We start from the raw sequence: 25,700 nt of genomic DNA, 5'->3' as shown, positions 1-25,700 counted from the left end.
CTACCTGCCGCCCCATCATGTCCCTACTCCTCGCCGCGTTGCAGGAGTGAATCACGGCGCCCGGGCGGTAGCAAGCACGCGTTTTTCAACAGTCACGTCCGGTTGCGACACCGCTTACGCTTCATCGACGGCGTGACACTTTCTTGAGAGCTCGCGACAATGTGTCGATCGAATAGGGCTTATGCACCAGTTCGAACCCGTGCGTACCGCTCTGCGCCAGAACCTCGCTGTACCCGCTGGTCAAAACGACCGGCAGCTTTGGATAAAGGCGGCCGATCTCCTGACCCAGATCGATACCGGACATGCCGGGCATCATCACGTCGGAGAAGACGATGTCGAACCTGCCTGCATCTGCCGCCAGTTCAGCAAGTGCCTTGGAGGCGTCCATCGCCAAGACCGTATGATAGCCCAACTCTCCCAACGCCTCGGTCGCGAACATGCCAACCTCGGCATTGTCCTCGACGACCAGCACACAGGCGCCTTCGCCGAGCGGCAGGGAGTTGTCGCCTTCTTCGGCCGCTCCGCCGTCCAGCCCGTCGACCCGGGGCAGGAACATGGTGAATGTTGCGCCTTCGCCTTCCTCGCTTGTGACGACGACACCCCCGCCGGACTGCTTCGTAAAACCGAAGACCTGGCTGAGGCCAAGGCCTGTACCTTCGCCTACCCCCTTGGTGGTGAAGAACGGTTCGAAGATCCGTTCAATGTTGTCGGCTGGAATACCGGGGCCGCTGTCGGTCAAGGAGACCGTCACGAACTCGCCCGGCGTGGCCGGATGGGACCGTATGGCGGGCATACCGGAGGCTGCTGCCACCACGATGGACAGCTCGCCCGCGCCGTTCATGGCATCGCGCGCATTGACCGCCATGTTGACGATCGCGGTGTCGAACTGGCTGCGGTCCGCGTCGATGTAGCAAGGCTCCGTCGGCAGCCGATGCGATACCTTGATGCGTGCACCCGTCAGCGTCCGCACCATGTCGCTGACCGTCCGCACGCTTTCCGAGACATCGAAGACTTCGGGTTTGAGCGACTGGCGGCGCGCGAATGCGAGCAGCTGGTTGGTCAGTTTGGTCGCGCGTTCGGCGGTGTCGGAGATCGCGTCGATATAGCGTTGCCGGCGCTCGTCGGACAGACCGGGCCGGCGCAATAGGTCGATGGAACCCCGGATGACTGTCAGCAGATTGTTGAAGTCGTGCGCCACCCCACCGGTGAGTTGCCCGATCGCCTCCACCTTCTGCGATTGGCGCAACGCGTCCTCGGCCTGGCCGAGGTCGGCGGTTCGCTCCGCGACGCGCTGCTCCAGCGTTTCGGCGAGCGCGCGCAGATCGGCGACAGCACGGTCGCGCTCCGCTGCGATGCTCCGCCGCTCCTCGACGTCGATCAGGACGCCGGGAAAGCTCAGCGGCGTTCCGTCGGGTGCATGGTCAACCCGACCGTTCGCCTCGATCCAATAATATCGACCGTCAGCACGGCGGACCCGGTATTGATGCGCATAGGACCCACTGCGGGCAATTACCGCGTTGATGGCCTCCGTCAGTCCTGCCTGATCGTCGGGATGCACCGTTGCTGTAATCTGCGCGAGCGGGATGCCGGATCGACCGAGCGCCGGATCAAGGCCGAAGGCACGCGCGAATGCCTCGTCTACGGTGAATTGATCGCTCGGCAGGTCCCAGTGCCAGGTGCCGATGATGGCGCCGGCTTCCAGCGCGAGTTTCACCCGCTCGACGTTCTGGCGTGCGACGGATTCACTGACACGCAGGCGTTCCTCCGCTTCTCGGCGGGCGGTCACGTCGTTGAAAATAATCGCGATCTGTCGATCTGCGGGATCGCCAACCCTTACTGCCCGTACGTCGAACCAGCGTTGAAATGCTTCGGCATAATTCTCGAAGTTGGTTGCTTCACCGGTCTTGGCAACATGCCCGTATGTCTCGAACCAGAACTGCTCCAGGTCAGGTGCGAATTCCGTGACCCACTTGCCGCGCAAGTTGACGCCGGACTGGCGTTCAAAGGCGGGGTTGGCTTCGACAAACCGGTAATCGACGGCTTTGTCATCCTCGTCGAACTTGACCTCGACGATGGCGAAAGCCGCATCGACCGTGTCGAAGATTGTCTGGAAGCGCTGCTGCGCTTTCCGGAGCGCTTCGCCGGCAAGATGCTCTTCGGTACGATCACGAAGAACCTTGACGTAACCGGTATGGCGGCCGGCCGAATCCCGGAGCAGGGATAACTCACCGCTGGCCCAAAAAGGCTCGTCCCCCTTGCGCACGTGCCACCGCTCATCAGTGGCCCGCCCCGTCTCACGGGCGCAGGCCATCTCCTGCACCGGCACCCCGGCGGCGCGGTCTTCATCCGTGAAAAACAGGAAGACGCTTTGACCGATCACCTCGTCTTCCGACCAGCCCAGCACCCGTTCCGCGCCATAGCTCCATTCGATGATACGGCCTTCGAGATCGCAGGCTACGATGGCGAAGTCCTGTGCGCTATCGACGATCGCCCGCTGGCGCGCTTCGGCTGCAATCAGCCGTCCCGTTGCAACACGCTGCTCGAACTGCACCATGACCTGTCGCGCCATGACGCGGATCGTCTGCTTCTGAACCTCGGTCAGGTCGCGGGGGCGATAGTCCAGAACGCAGAGCGTGCCGATCGGAAAGCCATCAGGCGACTTCAACAGGGCGCCAGCATAGAAGCGCAGATGCGGCTCACCCGTGACCAGGGGATTGCAGTCAAACCGTGGGTCGTTCGTCGCATCGGGGACGAGCAGGAATTCATCCTCGAGGATCGCACGCCCGCAGAAAGACGTCTCCAACGGCGTCTCACGGACGCCAAGCCCGACTTCCGCCTTGAAGAACTGGCGGCCGTCCCCGATCAGATTTACGATCGCGATTGGCGCGTCGCAGATCGCCGCCACCAGTTCGGCGATCTCGTCGAACGCCGCCTCGCGCGGAGTGTCCAGCAGGTCATATTCTGCGAGGGCAGCCAATCTTTGCTTCTCGCGCGCGGGCAGATCGGTCATCGGACTCCAAAGGTTTAGCGGGTCACAGAGCTGTAGCATCGTCACCGCCAAGCTCAACGTTGGTCGTTCTTAAACTGTCGAAACTGGCCGGTTGTGATCCCCGCAGCGGCGCATGCTCTTTCCCGTTCCTCGGCGATGGCTCCATGATCTGAAATTCCTGCATCGCGACCGCTGTGATCACGGAAAGATCCGATGACAGGGAACCTCGGCATGCCTCTCACGTATGTTGGTTAACGAATATATTGTGGGATTGGGACGAGGGGTCGATGACTGAGACTGGAAGAGTTGCCTATCATCGCGACCGGGCTGAGCAAGAACGAAGGCGCGCGAGCGAAGCAATCGATGACCGCAGCAAGAATGTTCATATCGAACTGGCCCTGGCCCATGGAAAAGCGGTCGTTCTTGGCGGGCATCGTCTTCGCGCAGCGCATGATCGGTGATGCGGGCCGAAGAGGCTTGACGGTATTACTCTCGGGCGCTTGCGCAAAGAGCGCTGATCATGCGGCGACTGAGGGTAGGAACGGGATGCCGGTGTCTGTCCAGGTTCCACCGTCCGACCACAAGCGATTGTAACACGAGATCAGGTAGTGAATGCTGTCCAGCCCATCGCATCGGAATAGATGTCGATCCGACGCGGCATGAACGATCGGCGACGCTGCAGCCGCGACAATGGATTCGAAGCTGGACAAGATGGCGATGTTCGCCAGAACGTTGTCGGGCAAGGTCGCCGTGTTTATCGGCCCGGTCGCCATCTTCGTCGCCGCGGGCTTCGAGCATTCCATCGCCAACATGTCCCTGCTGCCAATCGGCTGGTCAGGTGAGCGTCTGATCGCCTCCCGCGGTGAGGTGAGCCCAAGGGAGGGCAGGACCGACGGGCACGATTCCGCAAGGGTTGAGGTCGCGGTGGCTGGCGTAGTAATGCGTCTTGATGTGATCGAGATGCACCGTCGCGGCGATGCGCGGATCTGCCAGCATCCGTGCGACGTAAGCGTCCAACGCCGGATAGTCGGAGATGCGGCGCACGTTGCACTTGAAATGGAAGTGATAGACCGCATCGAAGCGGACCAGCGTGGTGAAGAGCCGGATATCGGCCTCCGTCATCGCCTCGCCCACCAGCCAGTCGCTGCCGGACAGCCTCTCTTCCAGCCAGTCGAGCGATTCGAACAGCGGGCGCACTGCCGCCTCGTACGCGTCCTGCGTCGTGGCGAAGCCGGCCTTGTACACGCCGTTGTTCACCGTGTCGTAGACGCGGGCATTGACCTCATCGATCTGCTGGCGCTGGGCCTGAGGATAGAGGTCCGGTCCGGATCCGGCGAACGCCGCGAGCATCCGGAGGATGTCCGCCGATTCGTTCGACACGATCGTGTCGGTCTCGCGATCCCACAGGACGGGTACGGTGACCTTGCCGGAATAGTCCGGCCTGGCGCGGGCGTACAACTGCCACAGGAACTCGGCGTCGTGCAGCGGATCGCCACTGCCGCCGCGGCTCGTGCCGAAGGTCCAGCCATTGTCCAGCATGACAGGATCGACCACCGAGACACCGATCGCGTCGTCCAGCCCGTACAGCGCGCGTACGATCAGCGTCCGGTGCGCCCAGGGGCAGGCATAGCTGACATAGAGGTGATACCGACCGGGCGTCGCCGGATGGCCGGGCTGCCCGTCTTGGCCGGGGCTCCCCACCGGGGTCAGCCAGTCGCGAAAGCCCGCATCCTGCCGTTCGAACGCGCCGCCCTTGCTGTCTTCCGTCACCTTGCCCGCGTGCCACGCACCGTCGATCATTCTACCCATGTCATTCCTCCGTCGAAATCGGACCTCGAGCAAGATCCGCCACCGTTTCCCCTCACGAACGACCAAAGGCTCTTTTTGTCCCATGCGATGCCTCTGGCGGCGGGTTCGGGACCGGTCGCCCCGGCTCAGGCAAACAGCGGCCGCAGGTCGACGGTCGCGTCCACCACGCCGGTCGCCGGGTCGTCGCGAAAGGGATAGGAGGTGCAGGAGCGGTAGGAGGTTCTTGAATGGCGAAGCATGGTCGGATGGCAGGGATGGCGGCTGGGTTGGTGATCCTTGCGGCGGCGGTCGAGGCTGCTGCACAGCCTCGCGTCGAGCGCCTGACAGAGAGGCCTGTCGCGCTGACGCTGTTGCCGGCAACAATGCATGGCCGTTTCGAGCGGAAAGGCGCCGGCTTTGTCCGCCAGTGGCCGGGCAGTTATGCCGAGACGGCGTTTCGGGGCTCGGCGGTATCGTTCGACGTGGGGCCGGGCGAAGTGGCACTCCACGTGCTCGTCGATGGACGCAAGATCACGACGCTCGTCAAGCCCGTCCCCGGCCTGTACCGCGTCGCCGGGATGCCCGCCGGGCGCCACGTGTTGCGCATCGAGGTCGCTTCGGAAAGCCAGTCCGGTCCGACTGGCATCGGGCCGTTCTTTGCCGAGCGGGGGACTGTCGGAGCTAGGTTGCGCAATCGTACGCGGCAGATCGAGTTCGTCGGCGATTCGCATACCGTCGGTTATGGTGTGACGTCGCCCAAACGCGAATGTACCCAGGACGAGGTCTGGGCGACGACAGATACGTCGCGCGGCTTTGGCGCGCTGCTCGCCCGCCGCTACGGCGCGGATTACGAAGTGAATGCGATTTCCGGGCGCGGGGTGGTGCGCAACTATGGCGGGTTCGCGGCCGACACGCTGCCCGAAGCCTATCCCTTCACCCTGTTCGATCATCGATCCCGCGCCAGCGTGCCCGGCTGGCATCCGCAGGTGATTATCGTCTCGCTCGGCACCAACGATTTCACCACACCGCTTCACGCCGGCGAGACATGGGCGAACCGCGACGCCCTCCATGGCGATTACGAACGACGCTATGTGCGCTTCGTGCAGGCGCTCCACGCGCGCGATCCACGCGCACAGATCGTGCTGTGGGCCACGGACATGGCCAATGGCGAGATCCAGGCGGAGGTGGCCAAGGTTGCCGCGACCTTGCGCAGATCCGGCGCGCCGTGGCTCACCTATGTCCCGGTCAACGGCCTTTCCTTCACCGGGTGCCACTCGCACCCCTCGCTCGCGGATCAGACCGTGATTGCCGACCGGATCGCGGCGGTGATCGACGCGCGCGTCGCGGGATGGGCCCGACGCTCCTGATCGACGGACGGCCGGTTCGTCGGGCCAGCGAACGCAATAGGGCGCGGCGCATTATCCTGCTATCGCAGCGGGATGACGATATCGCATCCTGCCCCCACCGATGCCCGTGTCGAGGAACGTGCCGCAGTCGACGCCGCGACCTTTGCCGCCGAGATCGCCCTGCGCGACGCGCCGATCGTGTTGCGCGGCCAGGTCGCGCACTGGGCCAGCGTCCGGGCTGCGGCGGGTGGCGATCGCGCGACGGCGGCGTATCTGACCGGGCTCGGCGATGGCGGCAAGCCGATGGAGGTGCTGATCGGCGGCCCGGCGTTCGGTGGCAAATTCTTCTATCGCGGCGATAATCTGGAAGGGTTCAACTTCCACCGCGAAAAGGCGCCGCTCGGCGTGTTGCTGAGCGAATTGCTGCGCCTGTCGGACGTCCCCGAAGCCGAGCGGCATATCCTCTATGCGAACGCGGCGACCGCGCCCGAGCATCTGCCGGGATGGGCGGCGGCGAACCCGCTCGAACTGCCGATGGGCGGGGCGACGCCGCGGCTGTGGATCGGCAACGGATCGCAGACCGCGACGCATTATGACGGGTCGACCAATCTCGCCTGCGTGGTCGCTGGCGAGCGGCGGTTCACGCTGTTTCCCCCCGATCAGGTCGGCAATCTCTATCTGGGGCCGCTCGACCGGACGCTGGCGGGGCCGCCTTCGAGCATGGTCGATCCGCTTGCGCCCGATCTGGAGCGGTATCCGCGCTATGCCGAGGCGCTCGGCCACGCGGTGGTGGCCGATCTTGGGCCGGGCGACGCGATCTTCATCCCGGCGATCTGGTGGCACCACGTCCAGGCGTTCGGGACGCTCAACGTGCTGTGCAACTATTGGCGCGCCTATGATTCGAGCGTGTCGGCGTTCCATGCGGTGGTGCACGCGATGATGGCGGTGCGCGACCTGCCCGCGGCGGAGAAGGCGGGCTGGCGCGCGTGGTTCGAACATTATGTCTTCGCGGACGAGGCGAGTGCGGCGGGCGATCATCTGCCCGCGCCCGCACGCGGCGTACTGGGCCCGGCCAGCCAGGACCGGACCGAGCGGATCCGCGGCTATCTGCTGAAATCGCTCCAGCGCCGCTGAGCGTCAGTCGCTGTCGAGATAGGCGGCGACCCAGACGAGCGGCGCGTTCCAGTTGATCGCCACCTCGTTCAGCGCATAGGCGTTGATGTCGTCCGCCCAGCAGCGTTGCGGCGCGCACCGGCCCTTCAGTGTCACGGCGACCGGATCGACCATCGCGCTGTTATTGGGGCCGCCCGACACCACCCCCGGCGGCGGCGGTGGCGAAGATGCCGACAGCTGATGCGCCCAGAACCGGTGATGCGGGTTGGTCAGCGGCTTCCAGCCGGTCCCCGAGACATAGGATTGGCCCAGCGGATTGCGGCCGAGGATATAATCGGCCGCATCGACGACGCCGGCGCGGTAGCGCGCATCGCCGGTGAAACGCTGTGCGAGGCCAAGCAGCATCGCGCGGTTGAGAATGCTGGAATTCGACCCCCAATTATAGGTCTGCGACGCGTAGGGGATGCGGTAGCCGGCGCGCGCGGTTTCGGCGAGGAAGCCGTCGGCGGTCGCGACGATCGCCGCACGTGCGCCATCGCGGATCATCGCGGGAACGCCGCTTGCGGTCGCGAGCGTGATCATGCCGAGTGGTGCGACGCTGGCCCAGCCGGGTTCGCCGGTCGCGCCGGTCGGCAGCGCTGCGCGGTAGGCGGTATCGCCGGTCGTCGCGAACAGCTCGGCTGCAGCCCAGGCGCGTTCGTCGTCGAGCGTCTCGTCGCCATAGCCGCCGCTGCCGGTGAAGCCCTGCGCCGCGAAGATCGTGGGGTTGCGCTGCGCGGCGGTCCAGGCGGCGCGCGCGGCGGCAAGGCACCGCGCGGCAAAGGCGGGATCGATCGGCTGCCACAGCCGCGCGGCCTGCGCTGCAACCGCGGCAAGATTCAGCGTTGCCGCGGTCGAGGGCGGGTAGAGGAGCCGCGGTTCCTTGTCGTCGGCGGGCGCGGTCGGCAATGTCGTCCAGCGCGCGTCGGCAACCTTGTGATGCGCCATGCCGCCCGCGTCGACCGGCGTAAGTGCAAGCCGGCCCGAGCGATCATGCGGCCCGACGGGGAGTGCGACGCGGGTGCCTGTGGGGACCTGCATCCGCAGCATCCACTCGACCTCCCACCGCGCTTCGTCGAGCAGGTCGTCGCGGCGGTTGCCGGCTTCCGGCAGTCGCGCCTGACCATCGGCGAACACGCGACGCGCAAGCCCGGTCTCGTAGAGATTCTGCAGCGTCCACACCGCGATGCCGCCGTTGACGACATATTTGCCGTGGTCGCCCGCGTCGTACCAGCCGCCGGTGACGTCGAGCGTATAGGGGCAGCCGGGCCAGACATTGCCCTTCTCGTCCGCGCCCGAAAAACAGGCGGCGACTTCGCGCGGATGGCCGGCCGCGCGCACCCAGCGCTTGCCCACCCAGCGCGCGTCGATCGGCGTACCGGCGCGCTGCTGGTAGAAGAAGTTGAGCGCGTTCAGCGCGAGCGGGGCGTAGACGTCGCGGCCGACGCGGAAGCGGCCGCTTTCGGTCCCGTCGACGCGCAGCCGGTAGTTGCCCGGGCGGGTGAGCGCGGTGAAGCGCGCGACATGGACATGATCGCCCGACGCCGCGTCGTCACCGCCGACGCTGGTGCGTCCCGTCAGCACGGTCTTGCCGGCGTCGTCGACCACGACCCAGTCGAGCGGCCGCGTCGCGTGATCGGCGACGATCGCAAGCTTGGGGTCTTCGGGACGGAAGCCGAGCTGGTTGATATTGATGACGGCGGCGGCGAGCAGAAGCGGGAAGGGCATCAGAGCATCCTGTTCGTAGCCAGCTGCGCGAGCGCGGTGGCATGAGGTGGCATGTGGGTCAGCGAGGTGGAGACGACGCGTTCGATCTGAGCGAGCCGCTTTGCCGCGATGGCGATCGGCAGCGCGTCGCAGATCGGGTCATGGCCGGTCACGGGTGCGTCCTGTCCGGTCAGCACCGCAAGCCAGCTGACCTCGTTGAACAATTCGTCCGTTTCGCGGAAGATGCGTCCGCCGGCGCGGAACAGCGCGAGCTTTTCGGCGAGGCCATCCGGGATCGGCGCCGCCGCGCGCTCGCGCCAGAAGGGTTCGGTACGGGCATTGAGGTGGTAATGCGCGACGAGGAAATCGCGGATCCGGACGAACTCGCCGGTCATCGTGCGATTATATCGGTCGACGATCGCCTGGGCAGGGGGGCCGCCCGCCGGAAGCATTCGCAACAGATGCTGAAGCCCGCTCTGCACCAGATGAATGCTGGTCGATTCCAGTGGCTCCATGAACCCCGCCGCCAGGCCGAGCGCGATGCAGTTGCCGCTCCAGAACCGGGTGCGGTGCCCGGTGGCGAAGCGGATCACGCGCGGGTCGGCCAGTGCCTCACCGTGCAGCCCGGCGAGCAGCGTCGCGGTCGCTTCGTCCTCGCTGCAGTGGCGGCTGGAAAAGACATGCCCGTTGCCGGTGCGATGCTGCAGCGGGATACGCCAGCGCCAGCCGGCGGGTTCCGCGATCGCCCGCGTGAGCGCGAGCGGCGCGGCGTCGGCGGCCGACGGGACCGCAACCGCACGATCGCACGGCAGCCATTGTGACCAGTCGGTCCAGCCCGCCTGCAGCGCGCCTTCTATCAGCAGCGCGCGAAACCCCGTGCAGTCGAGGAACAGGTCGCCCTCGACACGGCTGCCATCGGCGAGATGGACCGCGGCAATTCCGGCGGGGCCACGCTCGACGCGGTCGACCCGGCCCTCGCGGCGGATGACGCCGTGCGCCTCGGCCTGCGCGCGCAGGAACACGGCGTAGCGGCCTGCGTCGAAATGATAGGCGTAGCCGATCCGCGACAGCGGTGAATCACCGTTCGCGATCGGGCGCGAGAAACGGCCGGCTTGGGCGGCGCGGGCTTCGAGCGAATAGGCGCCGAGCGCGTCGGCGGCCCCCGCCTGGCGGGCGCGCAGCCACTGCGCGGCGAATGGCACGCCGGCGATGTCGGTCCCGATCTGGCCGAACGGATGGACGTAGGATTCGCCCGGGCGCGTCCAGCCCTCGAAGCGGATGCCGAGCTTGTAGCTGCCGCCGGTCGCGCGGAGGAATGCGTCCTCGTCGATCCCGAGCATCGCGTGAAAGGTGCGGATCGGCGGGATCGTTGCCTCGCCGACGCCGATCGTGGCGATGTCGTCCGATTCCACGAGCGTCACGCGCGTGCCGGCCGGGCCCAGCAGGCGGCCGAACGCGACCGCGGCCATCCAGCCCGCGGTACCACCGCCGACGATCACGACCGATCCGAGCGTGCCGGTCATGCGCGCACCCGCGTCGGGCAGGTGCGGGCGAGATAGTCCTCGTGCCGGGGCATTCGCGATGCGGCATCGGCAAACATCGCGTGCAGCCGGTCGAACCGTGCATCGACCTCGCGCGCGTCGACCGCATCGGCCAGCCGGTCCCAGCCGTCGGGAACAATGCCCTGGCCCAGCAGCACCGCCACCCAGCTCGCCTCCGCGAACAGATCGTCCTCCCAGCGGAACAGCCGTCCGCGGCGACGCCACAAGGCGAGCTTCTCGCTCAGGCTGTCGGGGATCGCCCGCGCACGCGTCTCGCGCCAGAACGGCGAATCCTCGCGGCGCGTCGCATGGTAATGGAGGATGAGGAAGTCGCGGACCTGGTCGAACTGAGTCGCTGCCAGCCGGTTATAGGTGTCGATCTCGACCGGCGAGAAGCCCTGGTCTGGAAAGAGGGCGAGCAGTTTCGAGATGCCGGTCTGGACCATGTGGATGCTGGTCGATTCGAGCGGTTCGGTAAAGCCGGAGGCAAGGCCCAACGCGACGACGTTGCCGATCCACTGCTTCCGCCGCCGTCCCGCGGTGAAGCGCAGCAGGCGTGGTTCGGCGAGCGGGGTGCCGTCGACCCCGGCGTGCAGCGTCGCCGCGGCCTCATCGTCCGAACAATGCGCGCTGCTGTAGACATAGCCGTTGCCGGTGCGGTGCTGCAGCGGGATGCGCCATTGCCAGCCGGCCGCGCGCGCGGTCGAGCGGGTATAGGGGGTGATCGCCGCGCCGGTGTTCGCGGTCGGCATCGCGACGGCCCGATCGCAGGGCAGCCAGTGCGTCCAGTCCTCATAGCCCGCGCCCAGCGTCTGCTCGATCAGCAGGCCGCGGAACCCCGAACAGTCGAGGAACAGGTCGCCTTCGATGACGCGGTCGCCGGCCAGCGTCACGTGGCGGACATGGCCGGTCTCGCCGTCGAGTGCGACGTCGACGACATCGCCTTCGACGCGCACGACACCGTCGCGCTCGGCGCGCCCGCGCAGGAAGCGTGCATAGAGGCCCGCGTCGAAATGATAGGCGTGCGCCATCTGCGACAGCACCGACGCCGGGTCGGGCGAGGGGGGAATGAACCGTCCCGCGCGCGCGGCGACCGCGCACAGCGAATAGGCCTCGATATCCTCGACGATCCCGGCGGCGCGGCGGCGACGCCAATATTGGTGGAAGCGCACACCCTCGATATCGAAACCGAACCCGCCAAAGGGATGCAGATAGCGTTCGCCAAGTGCACCCCAGTCGACGAATTCGATCCCGAGCTTGAAGCTCCCCGCGGTCGCGGCGAGGAATTCCGCCTCGTCGATCCCCAGCATCGCGTTGAAGCCGCGGATCGGCGGGATCGTCGCTTCACCGACGCCGACGGTGCCGATCGCGTCGGACTCGATCAGGGTGATGCTCGCCCCGGTCGGGATCAGCCGGGCAAGCGCGGCCGCCGCCATCCAGCCGGCCGTGCCGCCGCCGACGATGACGATGCGGCGGACGGGGGCGCCGATCGTCATGCGCGCGTCCGCAACGCGGCCATCGCCTGCGCATAAGGGGGAAGCGCGCGGACCTGCGCGATGACCCGCGCACGCTGCCCGGCCAGATGCCGCTCGATCGCCGCCAGCGGCACTATGTCCGCGCGCGCATCGTAACGGCGCGGCATGAGGCCCATCGCGTCGAACATCACCGCCCAATCCTCCTCCTCGAACACTTCGTCGTCATACATCGGCAACCGCCCGCGCGCCGCAAACAGATCGTGTTTGGCGGCCAGTGGTCCGGGTAGCGATGCCGTGCGGCGGTCGTCCCACAGCGCGCCGGCGCGACCGGCCACGGCATAATGCGCGATCAGGAAGTCGCGCGCGCCCTGTAGCGCCGCGGCCGCGGTGCGGTTGAAGGCTGCGGCTTCGATGGGTGCCTGCGGTCCGGCGGGCCAGAGCTGGATCAACTGCGCGAGCGAGCGCAGCAGCAGCGTCAGTGCGGTGGGGTGCAGCGGTTCGAGCAGACCCGCGGCGGCGCCCAGTGCGACGCAATTGCCCCGCCATGCCTCGAAGCGGCTCGCCGCGCGGAACGGCTTGCCGTTGCCGCCAACGCTGCACGTCAGTCGTACATCCGCACCGTCTAGCGGCCAGGTTGCCGTCCAGCCCGTGTCCTGCGCATCGACCTGCGTATAGGGCGGGGGCGCGCCCTGCGCGGGCACCGTCTCGGCATGCGTCCGGTCGCAGGGCAACCAGCTGGACCAGTCCTCGGACGCGGGGCTGGTACGGCTGGCGATGCGCGCGTCGGTTCCCGAACAGTCGAGGACGAGCCAGGGTTCGATCCCGGTACCGTCCGCAAGGGTCAGCTTCTCGACGATGCCGTTCGCTGCGATCTCGGCATCGACGAAGTCCGCGGACGCGCGTTCGGCCCCCGCCCGCAGCGCCGCCCCGCGCAGCAGCGCTTCATAGGGCGCGACGGGCAGATGCAGCGCATGCGCGAGCGGCGCCCCGGGTGCGAACCGGCCCGCCTGCGCGGCGACCGCGGACAGCGCATGATCGGCCAGCCGGACTGGGTGCCCCGCCGCGCGCAGCCGTCCGGCGAGCTGGTGAAACGCGATGCCCTCGAGCGGCGCACCGGTCTCGCCATAGGACAGGAACGCCGCTGCGCGGTCGGCCCGCCAGCCACCGAACGCGACACCCAGCGCATGGCCGCCGCCGGTCATCCGGACCAGAGTCGCCGCATCGAGACCGAGATCGGCATGAAAGCGCGCGAGCGCTGGCGGCACCGCGATCACCGGCGCGAAATCGCCCAGGCCATCACCGCCGGTGCCGTCGTCGATCACCACCACGCGGTAGGATTCGCGTGGCAAGCGCCGCGCCAGCGCCGCCGCGGCGATCCAGCCACATAGGTTCGCGCCCAGGACAGCGACCGTGGCTGTCACGCGGCAGCCCCGATCCGCGCAAGATAGTCCGCATGCGTCGGCATCCCCTCGGCGGTGCGGCGGCAGGCGTCGGCGACCGCCGCGACACGCGCGCGCGCGTCCGCGACGGGCAGTGCGGCGACGAGGGGGTTGATGCGTTCGGGCATGATTCGCTGGCCATAATAGACCGCGAGCCAGCTCGCGGGCAGGAACATGCCCTCGCGATATTGTTCGACGATGCCGCGATCGCGAAAGGCAGCGATCTTCCCGGCCAGCGAGGGGGGCAGGTCCATCGTCCGCATGTGGCGCCAGAACGGCGTGTCGTCACGCTCGGTCGCGCAATAATGAAGAACCAGAAAGTCGCGGACGCGGTCATATTCCAGCGCCATCGCGCGGTTGAATTCCGCGGCATCTGCAGGGTCGAGCACCGCGTCGTTCGGGAACAGCTCGATCAGCTTGCCGATGGCCAGCTGGATCAGGTGGATGCTGGTCGATTCAAGCGGCTCGAGGAACCCGGCGGAAAGGCCGATCGCCACGCAATTGTCGATCCACTGGCGATGCCGACGCCCGGTGCGGAATCGCAGCATCCGCGGCTCGGCCAGCACCTCGCCCTCGAGATTGTCGAGCAGCACCGCGCGCGCGCGGTCCGGATCGGTGAAGCGGGTCGAGAAGACATGACCGTTCCCGGTGCGATGCTGCAGCGGGATCCGCCATTGCCAGCCGGCGTCGCGTGCGGTGGCGCGGGTATAGGGGACGAGGGGGCCGGCGTTCGCCGTCGGGACCGCCCAGGCCGCATCGCAGGGCAGCCAGTGCGCCCAATCCTCGTGTCCCGCCTTCAGGGCGCCTTCGATCAGCAAGGCGCGGAACCCCGAACAGTCGACGAACAGATCGCCCTCGATCCGCTGCCCGTCCGCCAGGCGAAGGGCTGCGATACCGCTCGGGCCCCGTTCGACGTGCTCGACGCGACCCTCGACCCGCGTAACGCCGCGGGTTTCGGCATAGTCGCGCAGATACGCGGCATAGAGACCGGCATCGAACTGATACGCATAGGAATAGGTCGACCCGACCGATCGCGGATCGTCGAGCGGCGGCGTGAACCGCCCGGCACGCGCGGCGACGATCGGGAGCGAGCAGGCGGCGAGCGCGGGCGTCTCATCCGGCTTGCCCCGGGTCGCGTGGAGCCAATGCTGATGGAATGGCAGTCCGTCGATGTCATGGCCGAAATCGCCGAACGGATGGATGTAGCTGTCACCGATCCGACCCCAATCGCAGAACTCGATGCCCAGCTTGAACGTCGCCTTGGTACGCCGGACGAAGTCGGCTTCGTCGATACCCAGTCTTTGATTGAAGAACCGGATGTGCGGCACCGTGGCCTCGCCGACACCGACGGTGCCGATCTCCTCGGACTCGACCAGCGTGATGTCGGCCAGCCGTGCCGCGGACGGCGTACCGGTCGTTAGGCCGAGCGTCGCCGCGGTCATCCAGCCTGCGGTACCGCCACCAACGATAACGATGCGTAGCCGACCACGTTCGTCCAATTCCACCCCCCGGCTATGTTGCAATCATGCAACAAGCCTAGCAATTCACTAAAAAACCGTCCGATTCAGTCTAGGCCTAACTCATCCCTCTCGCTACCAAACATTGTAAGAAAAAAGCGCTTACAAATGATAGCGCTAACACAATGAGGGGATGCCGGGAGTCATGGCCAAGTACAAGATCACACGCGCCGCGCGTCGCGGGAACCTCCTCAAAGGTGGTGCCTCCCTGCTTGCGCTGTGCCTGGCCGCCGCGCCAAACGGCGCTTTAGCCCAGCAAGCCGATGCCGCCGCCGGCCAACCTGCGCTGACGCCGAACGCGGCCGGGCGTACCGCATCTTCTGATCGCACTGCGGCGACGGTGGCCGGGGCGCCCCAGGCGGGCGCGGCACAGCCCTCCGCCAACGGGCAGGTGCCCTCGGGCGGTGCCGAGGTGACGCAGGCCGAGCAGTCGACCGCAACGCCGCAGGACGAAGCCGCCGATCAGGACATCGTCGTCACTGGCATCCGCCAGAGCCTGAAGAGTGCGCAGGCGATCAAGCGCAATTCCGAAGTCGTGGGCGATTCGATCTCGTCCGAAGACATCGGCGCGCTGCCCGATCGTTCGGTCACCGAAGCGCTGCAGCGCGTGCCTGGCGTGTCGATCAGCCGCTTCTCGGCCGGTGCCGATCCCGATCACTTCGCGACCGAAGGGTCGGGCGTCACCGTCCGCGGCCTCAGCTACACGCGCTCCGAGATCAACGGCCGCGATTCGTTCAGCGCGAACAACGGCCGCGGCCTGTCCTTCGCCGATGTGCCCGCCGAGCTGCTTGGCGGCGTCGACGTGTTCAAGAGCCCGTCCGCCGACATGATCGAAGGCGGCATCGGCGGCTCGGTCAATCTGCGCACGCGCCTGCCGTTCGATTCCACCGGACTGGTGCTGGGCGGGACGCTCGAAAACAACTACGGCGATTTCGTCAAGAAGTCGGCGCCCACGGTCTCGGTTCTCGGCAGCAACCGCTGGGAAACCGGCATCGGCGACTTCGGCATCCTCGCCAGCTTCGTGCGCTCGCAGGTCCGCAGCCGCGCCGACAGCGTGCAGATCTCGAACTGGGGCGAGCGCGTGATCGGCGCCGACGGATCGCTGTTGCAGCCGGTCGACGCGACCACCGGCGTGGTCAACGCGGGCCGCACCGTCTACGTGCCCCGTGGCGCGGCGATCCGCAGCCAGGAATTCAACCGCACGCGCTACGGCTATTCGGCCGCCGGCCAGTGGCGTAGCCCCGACAAGTCGATGACCGCGACCGCGCAGTTCCTGCGGACTGACTCGCGCGAGGCGTGGACCGAGAATTCGATCGAGGTCGCGACCGACAACGTGCTGGCGGCAGGCGACACGCAGCCCTTCCCCGGCACCAGCTTTGCCTATGACGACGATAACGTCTTCACCAGCGGGATCATCACCGGCCCGAACGGCTATCGCGCCGATCAGGATCCGGCGAACGGCGGCGATCAGCGCACGCCGAGCAACGGCCTGCAGAGCAACAACATCTCGCGCGGCAACCAGTCGCGCTTCCGCACCAACGACGCCAGCTTCAACCTGAAGTGGCAGGCGACGAACCGGCTCGGCATCAACCTCGACTACCAGCATGTCTGGTCGCAGGTGAAGGTCACCGACCTGACCGTCTGGGGCACGACCTTCCAGAATGCCGACATCCGGCTGGACGGGACCAACCCGGCCTATGTGAACTTCATCCCGGTGACGAACACGCCGAACAATTACCAGAACGCCGCGCACCCGAGCTATCTCGACGCGTATAACAACTTCTACCGCTCGGCGATGGACCATATCGAGGACAGCGAGGGCAACGAGGATGCTGCGCGCATCGACCTCGATTATTCCTTCCCGGAGGATAGCTGGCTGACCTCGGTCCGCGTCGGCTATCGCTTCGCCGATCGCCAGAATGAAGCGCGTTCAACCGGCTATAACTGGGGCGTGCTCAGCGAGATCTGGGGCGGCGGCAACAACCAGGACAATGCAGCGGCGCCGACCGGCCCGGGTGGCCCGGTCTGGTTCGATCGCCCGATCGACGGCAATCCCGTCACGCGCAATACGGGCAATCTCGGCCCGCAGCAGGCATTCCTCTACGACAACTTCTTCCGCGGCAAGGCGAACGATTCGTCGAACGGCGGGCGCGTGTTCGTGCCGGGGTCGTTCCTCCAGGATTATGGCGCGGCGACGCAGGCGATCAGCCAGATCGCGCAGGAATGGCGCAACTTCACGAGCAACCTGTCGGGCGCCAATGGCTGGGTGCCGCTGGCGAGCCGTGCCGGTGTCGTCGCCGGAACGCCGTTCCTGCCCGGTGAGATCAATCCGGTCAGCGAGCGCAACAACGCGGTCTATGCGATGGCGCGCTTTGGCAACGACCTGTCGAACGGTTGGAACCTGAGCGGCAATATCGGTGTGCGGTACACGAAGACGGATCGCGTCTCGTCGGGCTTCTTCGCCTTCCCGCAACAGTCGTTCAGCTGCGTCGCGCCGACCAACGGGCAGCCGGTCTCGCGGTTCTGCGCGTTGCCGCAAGCCGTACGCGACGCCGCGGCGGCGTTCCAGAACGGCAGCACGACGCCCAACGACGCCAAGCTGAGCTACGACTATTTCCTGCCGAGCTTCAACGTGAAGCTGGCGATGGGCGGCGGTCTTCAATTCCGCGCGGCGTTCACCAAGAGCGTCGCTCCGCCGGATTTCGGGCTGACCCGGTCCTATTACAACATCAATCTGAACACGAGCGACCAGACGATCCTGTTCAACGGGGCGCCGGTCGCGACCTTCCAGGTCGGCAACCCGTTTCTGAAGCCGGTCCGTGCGGACAATTACGATGTGACCGCGGAATGGTATTTCTCGAATGTCGGCCAGCTCACGCTGTCGCTGTTCAAGAAGGACCTGTACGGCGTGCAGACCAACAGCCTGCAGCGTCAGAGCTTCACCAACAACGGCGCGACATTCGACGGGATCATCACGACCCCGCTGAACTCGACCGAGACGGGTCGCGTGAAGGGGTTCGAGGTCGGCTATCAGCAGACCTATGATTTCCTGCCCGGGTTCCTGAGCGGGTTCGGTCTCGCGGCCAATTTCACCTACGTGAAGTCGTCGGGCGTGTCGCAGCAGAATCTCGACTCCGACGATCCCAACGTCACCGCCGGGATCATCTCCAACGTCGACACCAGCGGGTTGCCGTTGCAGGGGCTGTCGAAATACCAGTTCAACTTCGCGCCCTTTTATCAGCGTAACGGGCTGGAGGTACGCGCTGCGTATAACTGGCGGTCGAAGAACCTGCTGACGATCCGCGACGTGATCGTGCCGAACTCGCCGGTCTACGCGGAGAAATACGGGCAGCTCGACGCTTCGATTTTCTACGCGGTGACGCCAGCGATCAAGATGGGGTTCCAGGGCGTCAACCTGACCAATTCGATCACGCGCACGTCATATGTGATCAACGATGATCTGCTGACGCGTCCGCGCAACTGGTTCATCGCGGATCGCCGCTTCACCTTCTCGATCCGCGCATCGTTCAGATAAGCGCGAAAGGGTCGGCCGGTGCGGTCGGCCCTCCCGATCCTTTTCCCGTTCTCCCCCCTGGGCGCCGCGCGACAACCGCGGCGCCCTTTTTTTGTCCGGGCGTCAGGTGCGGGGCGGGGCGGCAGCAAGCGCGGCGGCGATCGCCATGTACATCGGTTTGGGCTTGAACGCGGCGTCATAGGGGCAGGGGCGGCGGCGGGCCTTGTCCTTGCGCGGCTCGAACCCCTCGATCCAGCTATAGCGGTCGGTCATCCCCCACAGCAGCACGTCGCGAAGCTGCGGATAGGCGAGCATCACGTCGAGATAGCCGCGCGTGAAATTGGCCACCGCCTGATCGCGGACCGTGAAGTCGGCAGGGAGTGCGTTGTCGCGGACGTCGAGCTCGGTGATCACCAGGCCATAGCCCATCGCGGTGACCGCATCGAGGAAGCGGCGCCACTCGCCCTCGAGCGCTGCGATCGTTGCACGCGCGTCGATCCCCTGCGTGACCAGGTGAGACTGCACGCCCAGCGCATCGACCGGCACGCCGCGCGCCTTGAACCCTTCGAGCAGCTTGAGCACGCCGGCGCGGTGCGTGGCGTTGCCGGGTTCCCAGCTCATATAGTCGTTATAGACCAGCTGCGCGTGCGGCGCGACGCGGCGCGCGGTGTGGAAGGCCAGGTCCAGCGTTGCCTCGGGGCTGCCCAGCGCGCGCGACAAAGCGGTCTGGTACAGGCTCGCATCCTTGGGATCGACCGCCTCGTTGACGACGTCGTAGCTGCGGATCCGCGTGCCATAGCGGCGGCATACCGTGGTGATATGATCGACCAGCAGATGTTCGGCGGCGCGCGCGGGGGTCGCGCCAAAATCATGCGCTTCTTCCCAGCGCGGCATCCATTTGGGCTGATGCCACAGCAGATTATGCCCGCGCACCAGCAGTGCGTTGGCGTCCGCCCAGGCCATCATCGCATCGAAGCGGGTAAAGTCGAAGGCGGTCGCGCTGGGTCGCAACGCCTGCCACTTCATCTCGTTTTCGGCGACGAGCAGACCGCAATCGCGTTTGAGCAGGTCGGCATAGGCTGGATTCGCGAACGAGCCGCGATCGGCACCCGGGGCACCCCATGCGAAACTCGATCCCACCCGCATCCCCTTGGCCGCGGCGATGCCGTGCAGGCCGGTCGGCGCAGGTGCGGCCGTCCCACGGGCGCCGGCCGATACGGCAAGACCCGTCAGCATCGCCAGCCCGGTGCGTCGCGTAATTTCCACAGGACATCCTCTCTTTTATGGTAGCGCTAACGCTGACGGTTTCTCGTCATCAGGTCAATCCCGAAGCCTCCGGTTTGATACGCAAATTGGATAGCCGAAGACGCAACGGTTCGGTGGCAAGCGGGCCCTGAACGTGTCTATGCAACGGGGGAAGGCGGGCCCGGTTCAATCAGCCGTTCTGCAACGACCCGCATCGCCTCAACATCCCGGCCGCAATAGAGGCGCAGGGCGGCATCAAGTTCGGCGCGGCGCGCCGGCGTACATGCGACGTCGACCGCCTCGCGATACGCCGCGACCGCGTCGCCGCCGTCGCGCACCGCCAGCGTGGCATAATCGAGATGCGGTGCGATCGTCGGCAGGACCGCCTTGATCGACCAGCTTCCGCGCTGGTCCCGGTGGTACCAATGGTCGCGGGTGACGGGCAGCAGGTCGACGATGCGCGCGGCGAGATCGTCGAGCACGGCGGCGAGATCGGGGCAGGCATGCGCAAGGCGCAGCACGACGTCGCGTTCGAAACGGGCGTGCCAGGCGATGACCGCGCCGGTCCGTGGCAGTGCGGCAAGCGCCTCGGCACAGGCGCGACGCGGATCATCGCCGCTCAGGTCGAGGAACTCGTGTCGTACGATGCCGTGGTTCGCGGCTTCGACATCCGCGACGAATTGAAACGGCACCTGCTCATAGGGCGAGCAGCCGGGCCAGACCGGCACCGCGTCGCTGACGGTTTCGAAGTCCAGCCAGGTGCGCGGATACGACCAGCCGGCCATCACCTGCGCAGCGCCCGCGGGGTCATGCTCGACCTGCCCGGTCATCGTGGCGCGGTGGACGCGGCGGTCGGTGTCGGAGCGCAGATCCTCGACTGGGACGAGCGTCAGGTCGTCGATGCCGCGGCGCAGGAACGCTTTGCCTGCGCCGCGCGGCAGGATCGTCACGGGCCAGTACGGACCCGCCGGCAAACCTGCGTGGCAATAGTCGGTAAAGGCACAGGTGTACGGCGCGTGGCAGTGATCGCCGACGATCGCCGCAGGTTCGCTTTGTGTAAGCAAGGCCTTGGCCGCACCGATGCGCGCGCCTTGTGTCGCCACGATCGGCGCAACCAGCGCGGTCACGTCGGTATCGACGAACAGCCCGCCGCGGTCCCCCGAGCGGTCCAGCGTGAAGTCGCGATCGAGGTGGCGGACGTGAACCGATGTGATGCGGAGGCCGTTGGCGGCCGCGACCCAGGCCTGAGTCGCGAGCGCGGCGAGATGATCCGGCTTTGCCTTGGTCGAACCGCGAACGGCAATGATGCGCCAGCCGTCGCCATCCGGTTCGAGGATATCGACGATCGCCTGCACGCCGTCGTGCAGGAACTGCGCGCCCGCGATGGTCTGGCGCGTCGCAATCGCTGCGCCGGTCGCTGCTGACTCTGCCGATCGACTGGAGGCGGGGTCGATCATGACCATGTCAGGGATCTGCCGCCGCGCCTCGGCAGCAATCGCATGCGCGGTCGCCCGACGATCGGCGGCATCGTCCGCCGAGCCTGCGCTGTCGGGCCGAAACGTCATCAGCCACAATTGCCGCGGGCAACGCTCGAACGCGGCGAGGCGCGATGGCGAGAGCGTGTCAGGCGGCAAAATCACACCCCTCCATCGACCATCCGTCCCAGCGCATCACGAGATCCCGCGCGTCGCGCGACGTTGCGGGATCGACCGCGACCGCGTCGATCCGTTCGGCCTGGCGTTCGATCAGGCCGAGCCACTTGGCGCGGACCGGCTCGACGTCCGCCGGGAGCATGTAGCGATGCCATAATCGTGCGACGCGTCGTTCGATGAAAAGGCGCTCGAGCACGTCGCGCGTGCGGTCCAACGGCAGTCCGGCATGGCTGCGCCGCAATTCGCCGACGATATGCGACGGATAGATCTCGCGGCGGGTCTTGAGCAAATCGAGAATGGCTCGTTCGATCATCGTCTCGTCGATCGCCGTGGTGGTCGGCATGAAACCTCCGTCAAAGGATGCGGTCACCGCGCGAGCGCGATCAACTGGGCAAGACCGTTGGTGCCGGTCTTGGCGACGATGGCGGCGCGGTGATCTTCGACCGTCTTGGGGCTGAGCCCGAGGATGTCGGCAACGGCCTTGTTGCTATGTCCCTGCACGAGCAGGTCGAACACCTGACGTTCGCGCGCCGACAGGGCTGCGGTTCGTGCGCGGATGCTGCGTTGGCGCCGGGACCATGCGACCCCCTCGTCGACCGCGCTGAGGAGGCGTGTCTCGTCGAGCGGCTTTTCCAGATAATCGAGGCCGCCATAGCGCCGCACCGAATCCACGGCATTCGCGGTCGTCGGCCACGCGGTCATGAAGACGATCGCAACCGCGGGGTCGATCATTCGCACGCGGTCGGCAAAGCCGAAGCCGTCGAGGTCGCCCATCATGATGTCGGTGACGATGCACAGCGCCGGTGCTTCGGCATAGACCGACAGCAGCATGACCGGGTCGAGAAAGGGTTCGGCGGCATGACCGTGACGGCAGAGCAGCCGTGCGACAGCCGCGCCCAGGTCATGGTCGTCATCGACGACATAGACGGCGGCACGATCCGGCTGATTGGCGGGGAGTGTCATGTCTCGGCTCCGGGGCGCGGGAGGGATAGCGTCGCGCAGATGGTGCCGTCGGCGTGCGTGACACGCTCCACCGTGCCGCCATGGGCTTCGACGATCGCCCGCGCCACGAGCGCCCCGACGCCCATGCCGGGGCGTGCTTCCCGCCGATCGGGGCAGCGGTTCGCGACCATGACCACGACCCGGTCGTCGTTCTGATGGGCGGAGAGCGCGACACGACCGTCGCACGCCTGCACCGCATTGCGGACCAGATTGACCACCGCCTGCGCGAGCTCAATCTCCTGGCCGAAGACGACCAGGTCGGGATCGATGGGCGACACCTCCACCACGACCCGCGCCGCCCTGGCCTCGGCACGGGTCAATGCCGTGACGGTCTCGACCAGCGCGGACAGGGGCAGGGCGCTGGGTTCGTCGACCGATCGACCGCCGAAACGACGCAGCCGGCGGACCAGCGTGGACAGCGCCGCCGCCTTGCGGTCGATCAGCGCAGCGGTCTGGGCGATGTCCGGATCGGCGGCGACGGTGATCTCGTGCAGGTGCTTGGCCTCGATCGCCAGCGTCGAAAGCGGCTGGCTGATCTCGTGGATCACCGCTACCGACATGGCGCGCAACGTCTTCAGCCGTTCCGCCTGGAACAGCATGCGGTCGCGGCGCGACAGGTCGCTCTGGGCCCGCGCCTGCGCATCGGCGAAGCTGCCGGCGAGGTAGCCGACGACGACGATCGATGCGAGGCTCATGTGCAAGGCGAGCCGTTCGGCGACGGGCAGGTCGGTCGCGGTAAAGGGCAGGACGATCGCCGCCACGATCACGATCGCGCACCAGCCTGCGGTGCGGCCGAAACGCAAACCGATCCAGGCGACCGCGAGCAGCGCCGGGGCGGCGGGGACGCCCAGCCCGATCTCCGCCAGCAGCGTGCTCGCGGCGATCGCTGCGCCGAGGACGACGGCCGCTTCGGCCAGTCCGGCAAGCTGGCGCAGCGTCGGACGGTGCAATGCCCGCGGCCGGTACTGCCAAGCATGGACCACCCAGAGCAAGGGCGGGGCGATCAGCAACACGCCGAGCAGGTCGCCGACGACAAAGCCCGTCAGCGATGCCACCGTCTGACGAAGGCCCGAGACGCCCGTCAATTCGGGACTGAACAAGGTCCAGGGCAGCGCCGCCATGGTCGCCGCGACCGGCGCGGTGACTGCGGCGAGGCCGAGCGGCATCGGCGCGACGCCGAGGCTCGATTGCGACCGCGCCGCGACGTGGCGGACCAGCCAGACGACGATGCCATAGGTCAGCGCGGGCCGGGCGACGCCGTTTGCCGCGGTCAGCCAGCCGGCCTGGCCCGGAACGATGATGCCGGCGATCGTCTGCACGATCAGTTCCGTCGCCATCACCGCCAGCGTCAGCCGCGGGCCACGGCTCCACAGCAGCGCCAGCCTGACGCCCGCGGCGGGATAGAGCAGCGAGTAGAAGCCCTGACCGCCCCAGCCTGCCGCGGCCTGGTGCGCGGCCGCGAACGCCGCTGCATAGCCGATGAGCCAGGGAAGGTCGGCCAGTCGTGGCACTGTTTTGCCGGCTACGGCACCGATCGAGAGGCGGGGCGGAGAGGGAGGCAGCGGCATTGAGGGCTGCCTAGCCGCATCCGGCGCCGATAGGCCATCGGGGAAATTCCCGGGTTTTCGGCGCGGCGGCGATGGCCATGATGATCGTGAGCCAGCCCCGGGAATATATCGATGCCAGCCCATAGTGTCTCGCGATCGCGGAATCGTCACCGCGTAACGGGCGCAGCCGTACGATGACGGAAGGACCTGATCCGATTCACGCGGTGCGCGAGCTCTGGTACCAGGAGAATGGCAGCGTCATCGTCTACAGCCATCAGGTCGTGCCGCGGCGGTGGTGGAACCGCCTGACGCGGCCGATCGGCGTGCTGCTGATCGTGCTCGCCGTCGCGTGGCCCGCATTGCTGCTATCCCATGGATGGACATGGCTAGGCCTGGCGTTTGCCATCGGCGACGTGTGCGTCATATTCGTCGGCCGCGATCTGATCCTGTGGGGGGCCAAACGCTGGAGCGATTCATAGATGACCGCGACTAGACGCGGAACCGGAAGGTCTGGGTAGCGGGGCATCGCCTGCCCTGACGGGCTTGTCGCTCGTCAGGGCAGGCGATCACGGGCTTGTCGGCCCCAGGGCCGGCGGGTCAGTCGCCGGGGAGGGCAGCACCGGCGACTGCGAACAGATCCGCCGCGGAGTGGCGGGACAGGTCGATCGGAAACGCCGCGCTCATAGACTTGCCCGCCGGCGCGTCGTGCGCATCGAAGCCGAGCGCGCGGCAGGCCGCCACGCTTGCCTTGGTCCGGCAGGCGAGCCCACCGCCATGTGCAAAGACGTCCAGCAGCACGCGTGTGTGCGAGCGCGGCCGGATGCGCAGATCGGGAACGCCGGTGTAATAGACCTCCAGCGCGCCGGGGCAGAGCCGGGCGAGATCGTCGAGCAGCGCCTCGCGCTCGTTCGGTGCGGCGGTCGGTTCGGTGCGCAGCGCTTCCTCGTCGCCGTCGGTTTCATCGTCGGCCTCGCTCTCTCCGGCCAGATCCTCGACGGCGGGTGCGGGGCGGTCGGCGAGCAGCCGGGCGAGCCGCTCCTCGAACGCGACCGGATCGACCGCTGGCGCGTCGCCGGGTTCGGTGCCGTCGTTGCAGGGCGGCATGAACGCGGCAATGAGATCCCGCTCGATCGGCGCCAGCCAATGCTTCTTCACCCATGCGCTCGGCCGCTGCCCGGGCTCGGGGAGAACGGTCGCGGCCAGGTCGCGCGGCAATTGGAGATAGGTGAAGCCGAGGTGATCGAGCATCGTGGCCTCGTTCCCCGGCCCGAACACATCCCAGTGTGCAGCCGCGAGCTGCGCCTTGGCGAAGGTGCAGCTGCCGCCCTTGCGCTGGAGAAGCGGGCTTTCATCGCCGTTCAGTGCCAGCATCGCGACGATCGTCTCGATCGGTCCGTTGGGCTCTGCGGCGGCGAGCGCATGCAGTTGCTTGAGATGTCGACGGGCGAAGGTGACATAGGGCGAGCGCAGCGTCTGATAGGTGACGTGCTTCTCCCAGCGCTCGAGGACCGATCCGCCAAAGGGCCGCTCGGCCTTGCCGGCATATAGGCCGACATAGACGAGCCGGTCGTCATGGAACATGCCGTAGATGCCGGGCCCGCGCAGTGCCTCCGGCTCCCCCGCCCAGGGTGCCCGCGGCACGGCGCGCAGGTTCATCCATGCTGGCTTGCCGAGCGTGGGCGGCACGGGACGCAGGGTAAACAGCTCGGAAGCCCGGTAAAACGGCATGCGCAATGTCTCCTCATGGGGTGGCCATGCGGCTTAGGCGGACGCGCGCGCGACCGGC

The 25,700-nt window shown here is 67.0% G+C and carries 17 protein-coding genes and 1 pseudogene; 5 read left to right on the top strand and 13 right to left on the bottom strand.

Annotated features, from left to right (window positions below):
• Positions 1 to 121: 121 nt before the first annotated feature.
• Positions 122 to 3,010, bottom strand: coding sequence for a PAS domain S-box protein (locus C8J24_RS03045; protein ID WP_107930184.1), 2,889 nt, complete (start codon positions 3,008 to 3,010; stop codon positions 122 to 124).
• 669 nt (positions 3,011 to 3,679) lie between these two features.
• On the opposite strand from C8J24_RS03045, the pseudogene C8J24_RS18045 reads away from it, so the two are divergent.
• Positions 3,680 to 3,811, top strand: a pseudogene (locus C8J24_RS18045) (hypothetical protein); the annotation flags it as partial.
• A gap of 12 nt (positions 3,812 to 3,823) precedes the next feature.
• Here the strand turns inward: C8J24_RS18045 and C8J24_RS03030 are convergent.
• Entirely contained in the window at positions 3,824 to 4,798 is a 975-nt protein-coding gene (locus C8J24_RS03030) for a glutathione S-transferase family protein (protein ID WP_107930182.1), read from the bottom strand.
• Positions 4,799 to 5,025: 227 nt separating this feature from the next.
• On the opposite strand from C8J24_RS03030, the gene C8J24_RS03025 reads away from it, so the two are divergent.
• The gene (locus C8J24_RS03025; protein ID WP_244180376.1) at positions 5,026 to 6,144 is read left to right on the top strand and encodes an SGNH/GDSL hydrolase family protein; all 1,119 of its coding nucleotides are present in this window, start codon (positions 5,026 to 5,028) and stop codon (positions 6,142 to 6,144) included.
• Between the two features lie 72 nt (positions 6,145 to 6,216).
• Positions 6,217 to 7,257 (top strand): cupin-like domain-containing protein, encoded by a 1,041-nt coding sequence (locus C8J24_RS03020; RefSeq protein ID WP_107930180.1) that lies wholly within the window; start codon positions 6,217 to 6,219, stop codon positions 7,255 to 7,257.
• Positions 7,258 to 7,260: 3 nt separating this feature from the next.
• Here C8J24_RS03020 and C8J24_RS03015 read toward each other — a convergent pair whose 3' ends face one another.
• From C8J24_RS03015 to C8J24_RS02995, 5 genes are read right to left on the bottom strand one after another with little or no spacing between them, the layout of a single operon-like run.
• Positions 7,261 to 9,003, bottom strand: coding sequence for a glycoside hydrolase family 9 protein (locus C8J24_RS03015; RefSeq protein WP_107930177.1), 1,743 nt, complete (start codon positions 9,001 to 9,003; stop codon positions 7,261 to 7,263).
• A complete protein-coding gene (locus C8J24_RS03010; RefSeq protein WP_107930175.1) occupies positions 9,003 to 10,505 on the bottom strand; it encodes a tryptophan halogenase family protein in 1,503 nt (500 codons plus the stop codon). Before C8J24_RS03010 ends, C8J24_RS03015 begins: the two co-directional genes overlap by 1 nt.
• A complete protein-coding gene (locus tag C8J24_RS03005) occupies positions 10,502 to 12,019 on the bottom strand; it encodes a tryptophan halogenase family protein (RefSeq protein WP_107930173.1) in 1,518 nt (505 codons plus the stop codon). Before C8J24_RS03005 ends, C8J24_RS03010 begins: the two co-directional genes overlap by 4 nt.
• The gene (locus tag C8J24_RS03000) at positions 12,016 to 13,419 is read right to left on the bottom strand and encodes a tryptophan 7-halogenase (protein WP_167396677.1); all 1,404 of its coding nucleotides are present in this window, start codon (positions 13,417 to 13,419) and stop codon (positions 12,016 to 12,018) included. Before C8J24_RS03000 ends, C8J24_RS03005 begins: the two co-directional genes overlap by 4 nt.
• A complete protein-coding gene (locus C8J24_RS02995; protein ID WP_420894087.1) occupies positions 13,416 to 14,942 on the bottom strand; it encodes a tryptophan halogenase family protein in 1,527 nt (508 codons plus the stop codon). Before C8J24_RS02995 ends, C8J24_RS03000 begins: the two co-directional genes overlap by 4 nt.
• A gap of 157 nt (positions 14,943 to 15,099) precedes the next feature.
• On the opposite strand from C8J24_RS02995, the gene C8J24_RS02990 reads away from it, so the two are divergent.
• Positions 15,100 to 18,489, top strand: coding sequence for a TonB-dependent receptor (locus C8J24_RS02990; protein ID WP_167396676.1), 3,390 nt, complete (start codon positions 15,100 to 15,102; stop codon positions 18,487 to 18,489).
• A gap of 102 nt (positions 18,490 to 18,591) precedes the next feature.
• Here the strand turns inward: C8J24_RS02990 and C8J24_RS02985 are convergent, their stop codons facing one another.
• From C8J24_RS02985 to C8J24_RS02965, 5 genes are all read right to left on the bottom strand, one after another.
• Positions 18,592 to 19,734, bottom strand: a complete 1,143-nt coding sequence (locus C8J24_RS02985; protein ID WP_244180374.1) for an endo-1,4-beta-xylanase — start codon at positions 19,732 to 19,734, stop codon at positions 18,592 to 18,594.
• Positions 19,735 to 19,871: 137 nt separating this feature from the next.
• Positions 19,872 to 21,353, bottom strand: coding sequence for a DUF2779 domain-containing protein (locus C8J24_RS17460; RefSeq protein ID WP_244180372.1), 1,482 nt, complete (start codon positions 21,351 to 21,353; stop codon positions 19,872 to 19,874).
• Complete coding sequence (locus C8J24_RS02975; RefSeq protein WP_051916297.1) at positions 21,337 to 21,708, bottom strand: hypothetical protein; 372 nt, start codon at positions 21,706 to 21,708, stop codon at positions 21,337 to 21,339. The genes C8J24_RS17460 and C8J24_RS02975 overlap by 17 nt, the downstream gene beginning before the upstream one ends.
• 23 nt (positions 21,709 to 21,731) lie before the next feature.
• The gene (locus tag C8J24_RS02970; protein ID WP_031393582.1) at positions 21,732 to 22,328 is read right to left on the bottom strand and encodes a response regulator transcription factor; all 597 of its coding nucleotides are present in this window, start codon (positions 22,326 to 22,328) and stop codon (positions 21,732 to 21,734) included.
• Positions 22,325 to 23,878 (bottom strand): ATP-binding protein, encoded by a 1,554-nt coding sequence (locus C8J24_RS02965; RefSeq protein WP_107930164.1) that lies wholly within the window; start codon positions 23,876 to 23,878, stop codon positions 22,325 to 22,327. The genes C8J24_RS02970 and C8J24_RS02965 overlap by 4 nt, the downstream gene beginning before the upstream one ends.
• Before the next feature lie 230 nt (positions 23,879 to 24,108).
• Here C8J24_RS02965 and C8J24_RS02960 point away from each other — a divergent pair, with 230 nt between their 5' ends.
• Positions 24,109 to 24,393 (top strand): hypothetical protein, encoded by a 285-nt coding sequence (locus C8J24_RS02960; protein WP_107930162.1) that lies wholly within the window; start codon positions 24,109 to 24,111, stop codon positions 24,391 to 24,393.
• 118 nt (positions 24,394 to 24,511) lie between these two features.
• Here the strand turns inward: C8J24_RS02960 and C8J24_RS02955 are convergent, their stop codons facing one another.
• Positions 24,512 to 25,642, bottom strand: a complete 1,131-nt coding sequence (locus tag C8J24_RS02955) for a hypothetical protein (protein ID WP_107930160.1) — start codon at positions 25,640 to 25,642, stop codon at positions 24,512 to 24,514.
• Positions 25,643 to 25,700 lie beyond the last annotated feature (58 nt).

Origin of the sequence: Sphingomonas aerolata (assembly GCF_003046295.1) — a bacterium.
Taxonomy (GTDB): domain Bacteria; phylum Pseudomonadota; class Alphaproteobacteria; order Sphingomonadales; family Sphingomonadaceae; genus Sphingomonas; species Sphingomonas aerolata.
The sequence above is the reverse complement of the archived record's forward strand: the minus strand, read 5'-3'. Positions and strand labels throughout refer to the sequence as shown.